General features: G+C 64.4%; 7 protein-coding genes and 2 pseudogenes. 3 read left to right on the top strand and 6 right to left on the bottom strand.

Features of this window, described 5'->3' with window-relative positions; genetic code table 11:
- On the bottom strand, positions 1–509 hold a 509-nt coding region (locus JCM25156_RS22700), incomplete at its 3' end, for a rhodanese-like domain-containing protein (protein ID WP_277909418.1).
- Between the two features lie 117 nt (positions 510–626).
- Between JCM25156_RS22700 and JCM25156_RS22695 the strand changes: the two are divergent.
- Positions 627–1,695 (top strand): annotated as a pseudogene (locus tag JCM25156_RS22695) (AI-2E family transporter).
- Positions 1,696–1,744: 49 nt separating this feature from the next.
- Positions 1,745–2,404, top strand: a complete 660-nt coding sequence (locus JCM25156_RS22690; RefSeq protein WP_034958959.1) for an endonuclease/exonuclease/phosphatase family protein — start codon at positions 1,745–1,747, stop codon at positions 2,402–2,404.
- On the opposite strand, the pseudogene JCM25156_RS22685 reads toward JCM25156_RS22690, so the two are convergent.
- Positions 2,395–3,812, bottom strand: a pseudogene (locus tag JCM25156_RS22685) (phospholipase D-like domain-containing protein). The gene JCM25156_RS22690 and the pseudogene JCM25156_RS22685 overlap by 10 nt on opposite strands.
- 128 nt (positions 3,813–3,940) lie before the next feature.
- Here JCM25156_RS22685 and JCM25156_RS08190 point away from each other — a divergent pair.
- Complete coding sequence (locus JCM25156_RS08190) at positions 3,941–4,321, top strand: YraN family protein (RefSeq protein WP_242402552.1); 381 nt, start codon at positions 3,941–3,943, stop codon at positions 4,319–4,321.
- Positions 4,322–4,325: 4 nt separating this feature from the next.
- Here JCM25156_RS08190 and JCM25156_RS08185 read toward each other — a convergent pair whose 3' ends face one another.
- From JCM25156_RS08185 to JCM25156_RS08170, 4 genes are all read right to left on the bottom strand, one after another.
- Positions 4,326–4,658: a hypothetical protein gene (locus JCM25156_RS08185; protein ID WP_025812730.1), complete on the bottom strand. Its 333-nt coding sequence runs from the start codon at positions 4,656–4,658 to the stop codon at positions 4,326–4,328.
- 142 nt (positions 4,659–4,800) lie between these two features.
- On the bottom strand, positions 4,801–5,136 hold the full coding sequence (gene grxD, locus JCM25156_RS08180) for a Grx4 family monothiol glutaredoxin (protein ID WP_025812729.1): 336 nt from the start codon (positions 5,134–5,136) through the stop codon (positions 4,801–4,803).
- A 39-nt stretch (positions 5,137–5,175) separates the two neighbouring features.
- The gene (locus JCM25156_RS08175) at positions 5,176–5,415 is read right to left on the bottom strand and encodes a BolA family protein (protein ID WP_025812728.1); all 240 of its coding nucleotides are present in this window, start codon (positions 5,413–5,415) and stop codon (positions 5,176–5,178) included.
- Between the two features lie 18 nt (positions 5,416–5,433).
- Positions 5,434–6,235 (bottom strand): AIR synthase-related protein (locus tag JCM25156_RS08170; RefSeq protein WP_025812727.1); only part of this gene is annotated, 802 nt, incomplete at its 5' end.

Below are 6,235 nucleotides of genomic sequence, written 5' to 3'. Positions count from 1 at the left end.
CAGAACCAGCCCCGCCATGTGTCCCTGCACGATGGCCAGCACATCCCCCAGCCCCCGCAGGCGGCTATAGTTCGGGCGGCTGACGAACGGGGCCGGGGCGGGTAGATCCGGCCCGGTTTCCAGCGGCAGGCCCGCGCGTTTCCATGCGGCAGACCGCCCTCAAGCACCTGCACCTGGCCATGGCCGAACAGGCTGGCGAGCCACCAGCCGCGCGCGGCGCAGGCCATGCCGTCCTGATCGTAGAAGACGATGCGCCGGTCATTGGCCATGCCGCGCTCGCTGGCCAGCCGAGTGAATCGGGCCTGCCCCGGTATGGTGTGGGGTAGCGTCGAGTCCGGATCGGAAAACGTGTCGATGTCAAAGCGCACCGCATTGGCGATATGCGCGTTGGCGAAGCGCTGCTGCGGGTCGAAGCTCTGGCCGGGCAGCGCCATGCTGGCGTCCAGTACAAGGATGTTATCCTGTTGTATGGCGCGGGCCAGATCACTGGCTGAGATCAGCGGATGCATACCTTCTCCCGGTCTGTAGGAACTGTCTGTGCGCCATAGGGTGCAGCATAGCGCACGGGAACGAAAGTCCTGAACATTTGTCTTTTGTTTCCGCGTGGGAGGGGGTACGTCACCCATATGGTCGAACGTATCATGATGGGCTTGATGCTGGGGGGGATCGCATTTGGCTGCGTCCTGATCCTGTATCCCTTTATCAGCGCGCTGTTATGGGCCGCGATCCTGACCTTTTCCACATGGCCGGTCTTCGTGCGGCTGCGCGCCAGCATGTCCCTGCTGCCCGCCGCCCTGGTCATGACGCTGCTGTGCGCCTTGGTGTTCGTGGTGCCGCTGGTCATCGTGGTATCGAGCAGCATCGCCGATGTCCCGGCCACCTTGCAGTATGTTGTCGATACGGTGGGCGCGCTGCACCTGCCGCCCCTGCCCGCGCGGGTCGCGCATATTCCGCATTTCGGCCCCGAGATCGTGGAGAAATGGCAGAAATGGTCGGCCGACGTGGGCAGCATAGATGAGGTGATCCGCCCCTATGCCGGGCGCATCGGGCAATCCGCGCTCAGCGCGATGATGCAGATGGCGAGCGGCATGGCGCATCTGGCCATGGCGCTGTTCATCTCCTTCTTCTTCTGGCTGGGCGGGGACGCGCTGGGCAATACGTTCGTGGCCGTGGTGCGCCGCATTGCCGGAGTCTATGCCGACCGGATACTGGGCATTGTCGGCCGCACCATCCGTGGCACGGTGTACGGCATTCTGGGCACCGCCATCATACAGGGAATCCTGACCGGCATCGGCTTCGCCATCGCGGGGATTTCAAGCCCCGTGCTGCTGGGGGCGATCACGGCGTTCATCGCGGTGCTGCCCATCGGCGCGCCGCTGATCTGGATTCCCGCCGCCGTGTTCCTGCTGCTGACCCACCATCGGCTGGGGCATCTTCCTGCTGCTTTATGGCACGATCATCATTTCCGGCGCCGACCATGTGATCCGCCCCATGTTCATCGCCCGCGGGGCGCAGATGCCCTATCTGCTGACGGTGCTGGGCGTGCTGGGCGGCGTGCTGACATTCGGGGGCCTGGGTATTTTCCTTGGTCCCGTCCTGATCGGGGTGGGCTATACGCTTACGGCTGAATTCGCGGCGGGCGATCCCCACTCCCCCTTACCTGACGAAATGCGCGAGCCATTTATCGAGCCATGACCCTGCCCCGCCCCTACTCTCCGCCTGCCTCCATCCACCCCGACAGGGCATGCCGCCGCAGATGGATCTCGCCCCGCCCGAACGTGATGGCGGCGCGCTCAAGGTCGTGAGCTGGAACCTGCTGCGCCGGATCGGGGCCACGGTGCGCGACGTCATCGACCTGATCCGCACCGAACGGCCCGACCTGCTGCTGATGCAGGAAGCGACGGTGGATATCGACACCCTGCCCACGCTGATCGGCGGTCATTACGCGCGCTCCCCCCTGCCCGGCCGCATCCACGGGCTGGCGTGCTGGAGCCCCTGGCCCTATCACCGCCCCCCGCTGACCTGCACCCTGCCGGCGGGCACGCTGATCCGCCGGGTGGCGCAGATCGTGGAGTGCCGGTCCCTTGTCGTGGCGAATGTCCATCTCTCGCACGGGCAACTGCTCAACCGGCGGCAGTTGCGGCGCGTGGTCCAGATCCTGCCGCAGCAGGCCGCGATACTGGGGGATTTCAATCAGGTCGGTCCCGCCCTGATCCGCCATTTCCATGATGTGGGGCCGCGCGCGCCCACCCACCGCATGGCCGACATGCTGCCCATCCGCCTCGACCGCTGCCTTGTGCGGGGGCTGACATGCCTTGAACGGCATGTGATCGAGAACTATGCCTCCGACCACCGCCCCATATCGGTGCTGCTCAGACCCTCGGGCGGCCGGGCCTACAGGTAGGGCAGCAGAAGCCGGGCGGCCGCGTCGCGCAGCTTGCGGGGAAAGGACCGCCGGTCCAGGTCATGATGCGTCAGGCGCACATGGCGGTGCATGGCGATGAAGCCGTCAATCGAGGTGGCCAGCGTATCGTCATAGGATTCGAGGTTGATCTCGAAATTCAGGCGCAGGCTGCGCACGTCCAGATTCGAACTGCCCACGAACGACCAGTGCCGGTCCACCACCATGAGCTTGGAATGGTTGAACGGCGGCCGCGCCAGCCATATCCGGCACCCCGAATCCAGAAAGCGCGGCAGGTTGGCCGAACGCGCCCAGTCCAGCAGCGTATGGTTGCTGTGCCACGGCACCACGATATCCACCTCGATCCCGCGCAGCGACGCCAGCGCCAGTTCGGTCAGGAACCGGTCATCGGGCAGGAAATAGGGCGTCATGATCCGGATGCTGTGGCGCGCCAGCGTAAAGGCCTGGAGCATCGTGTATTCGATCTTTTCCAGATCCAGATCCGGCCCCGCCGTCACGATACGGCTCAGGATCGACCGTTGCCAACCTGGGCGGGAAAGAAGATGTCAGCCTTCAGTTCCTCACCGCGCGTAAAAGCCCAGTCCCGCGCGAAAGCCTCGCTCAACTGGTGGACAACCGGCCCCTGAATCTCGAAATGCGTGTCCGACACCAGATGCCGGGGATGGGAGGCGGCGATGTTCTCCTCCCCTATGTTCAGGCCGCCCATGAAGCCGATGCGCCCATCCACCACCAGGATCTTCTTGTGGTCACGCATGTTGATGAACGGCATCCGCCACGGCAGCATGGAGTGCATGAACCGCCCCACCGGCACGCCGGCGCGGCGCAGGATGCGGCCCACGCCGCAGTTGAAGTAGCCCGACCCCACGCCATCCACCAGCACGCGCACCTGCGCGCCACGTTCATGCGCGGCAGTGAGGGCGGCGCAGAACTGATGGCCGATGCTGTCGGCGCGGAAGATGTAGGAGCATATCAACACGCTGTGCTGCGCCCCGTTTATGGCTTCCAGCATGCGGGGGTAGACGGTGTCGCCATCATGCATGGGCGTGATGGAATTGCCGCTGAGCAGGGGGCGGCTGGTCAGCTTGCTCACCATGGAGGCCAGCGGGGCGAAATCCCCTTCCTCCTCCCTGCGCCAGTGGGACGACATGGTGCGGCTGCGCCATGGATGCTGCCCCACCATGCGCCGCGCACGCCGGTGCACGCGGTTGATGCCGAACATGGAATACAGGATGCCCCCGGTCAGCGGCATCAGCACGGTCACGCCGATCCACCCGATCGAGGCCCCGACATCGCGCTTGGTCAGCAGGACATGGACCATGACGACGGCGATAATGCACAGCCGCCCCAGCAGCAGGGAAAAATCCCATATGGTGAAGGTATGAAAGATCATGTCACATATCCTACCCGGGACAGACGCCGTTACCCGGCCAGGAAATTGTTTCCCGCCTTTCCATATCCCAACGGGCGTATTTTACACAGCAACACCCCACCATGGGAGGTACCTTGACCCAAGATGACGTGAAGACCCCATTTAACCGGCGGCGGCGCGGCAGGCGGGCTTTCAGCGATGGACTGGCCGCCGAACACGCCGCAATCGCCCATTTACAGGCACGCGGATGGCGGATCGTGCGGCACCGCGCCCGCACGCGCTGGGGGGAAATAGACGTGGTGGCGCTGCGTGACGGGTGCCTGATATTCGTGGAGGTCAAGGCCCGTCCATCGCTGCTGGGCGCGGGCGAGGCGATCCGCCCGGCACAGATCAGCCGCATCATGAATGCCGCGCAACACCTGTGCGCCACCAACCCGGACTGGGTTTACGACAGCATCCGCTTTGATGTCTGCGCCGTGCTGCCCGGCAATGTCATTGAATGGATACCCGACGCCTTCAGGCAGTTCTGAACCTTCAGGTACGATGCCGCGCGGGGGCCACATGCACATGGTGGGGAGCCGCGCCATGCGGGGGATGATACACAATGGTGTGCACCATCGTCCGCCGCGTATGGGCGGGTGTGCCATGATGGGCCGCCAGCACCACGGGGGCATGGCCGCCGCTGGCATGGCGATAGGCCACATGACGCACCGGCGGTGGCGGTGCGATCAGCGCGCCAAGAGTCAGGCGGTCGGCCTCGCTCTCGGTCACGGGGTGGGTCCGGGCATGGGCCGGGGTAGCGATGCTTCCGATCAGACCTGCGCCAAGCAGCAGCATTGTAGCAAAACGCAAGTCACCGTAACGCATCCGCAGTCCCCCATGATTCCCGAACCATGAGGAAGCTAGGCGAAAGAACGGCAACCACGCAAGGGATGTTGTGCCCAAAATGCAAACGGGCGGGACATTCCTGCCCCGCCCGCATGCCGGTCTGCCGTGTGGCGCCACCCGATCAGGCAGCGGCGGTGGCGATGCCCTTTTCGGTCAACAGCTTTTCCAGCTCACCGGTCTGGTACATTTCCGTCACGATGTCACAGCCGCCAATGAACTCGCCCTTGACGTAAAGCTGCGGCACGGTCGGCCAGTTGGAGAAATCCTTGATCCCCTGACGGAGTTCCGGATCCGCCAGCACGTTCTCGGTCTTGAACGGCACGCCCATGTGCTTGAGCACTTCCACCACGCGTGCGGAGAAGCCGCACTGCGGGAAGTTGGCGTCACCCTTCATGTAAAGCATGACGGGGGTGGTATCGATCTGCGTCTGGATACGCTGTGCGATTGTTTCAGCCATGAGTGTGTTTCCTGCTTTGGAAATAAGGGAAAAATCCGTTCAGACCTGCTCGGGGGTCTGCGTCTGTAGCGCCAGTGCATGGAGCTTGCCGCCCATGTGCCCCTGCAGCGCGTCATAAACCATCTGATGCTGCCGCACGCGCGACAGGCCACGAAAAGCCTCGCTCACCACGCTACAGGCATAGTGATCGCCGTCGCCCGCCAGATCCTCGATCGTGATCTTCGCATCGGGCAGGGATTCGCGGATGTAGGTTTCAATTTCCTGTGCCGTCATTGCCATCTGGCTTCAAGCTCCTGCCTATCGGTCCATCAGTCGCGGAAAGAATTCGGAATGCACTGCGACCAGACGTCCCTTGGATATTGTAGACCCGTTGGGCAATGTCAAACCCTGCCCGCCCGATCGGCCCAGCCTGCGGCAGGGCACCCCGGCCTGTTCAGCCATGCCCGCAAGAGCCGTGCCATCACGCACCGCCACGATGTAGCGGGACTGGTCCTCACCAAACCAGAAGGCCTCCGGCCGCATGCCTGACTGCGGGCTGTCCAGCACGCAGCCCGCCTGCCCCGCCATGACCATTTCGGCCACCGCGACCAGAACCCCGCCATCGGCCACGTCATGACACGCGACAATGGTGCGCTGGCCGATCAGCCCGCGCACGAAATCGCCATTGCGCCGCTCCGCCGCGAGGTCGAGCGTGGGCGGTTCACCGTCCTGGCTGCCCAGGATTTCACGCAGCCAGATGGACTGGCCAAGCTGGCCCTTCGTCTCGCCCAGCAGCATGATGTCGCAGCCATCGGGCATTTCCAGCCCGACCGCCAGCCGCACATCCTCCAGCACGCCCAGGCCGCCAATGGCGGGGGTGGGCAGGATGGACTGCGATGTGCCATCGGGCATGCGCGTCTCGTTATAAAGCGAGACATTCCCGCTCACGACCGGGAAGTCGAGCGCGCGGCAGGCTTCGCCCATGCCTGCTATGGCATCGACGAACTGGCCCATCACCTCCGGCTTTTCGGGGGAGCCGAAGTTGAGGTTATCCGTCACCGCCAGCGGGCGCGCGCCGGTTGCGGTAATGTTGCGCCAGGCTTCCGCCACGGCCTGCGCG

The organism is Komagataeibacter kakiaceti JCM 25156 (assembly GCF_000613305.1).
Note: the sequence above shows the minus strand (reverse complement) of the source record. Positions and strands in the feature narration are given on the sequence as shown.

Bases quoted from the DNA above. Each gene is read 5' to 3' on its own strand.
- grxD (WP_025812729.1), bottom strand. From the start codon at position 5,136: ATGGCTGAAACAATCGCACAGCGTATCCAGACGCAGATCGATACCACC.
- JCM25156_RS08185 (WP_025812730.1), bottom strand. From the start codon at position 4,658: ATGCGTTACGGTGACTTGCGTTTTGCTACAATGCTGCTGCTTGGCGCA.
- JCM25156_RS08175 (WP_025812728.1), bottom strand. From the start codon at position 5,415: ATGGCAATGACGGCACAGGAAATTGAAACCTACATCCGCGAATCCCTG.
- JCM25156_RS22690 (WP_034958959.1), top strand. From the start codon at position 1,745: ATGCCGCCGCAGATGGATCTCGCCCCGCCCGAACGTGATGGCGGCGCG.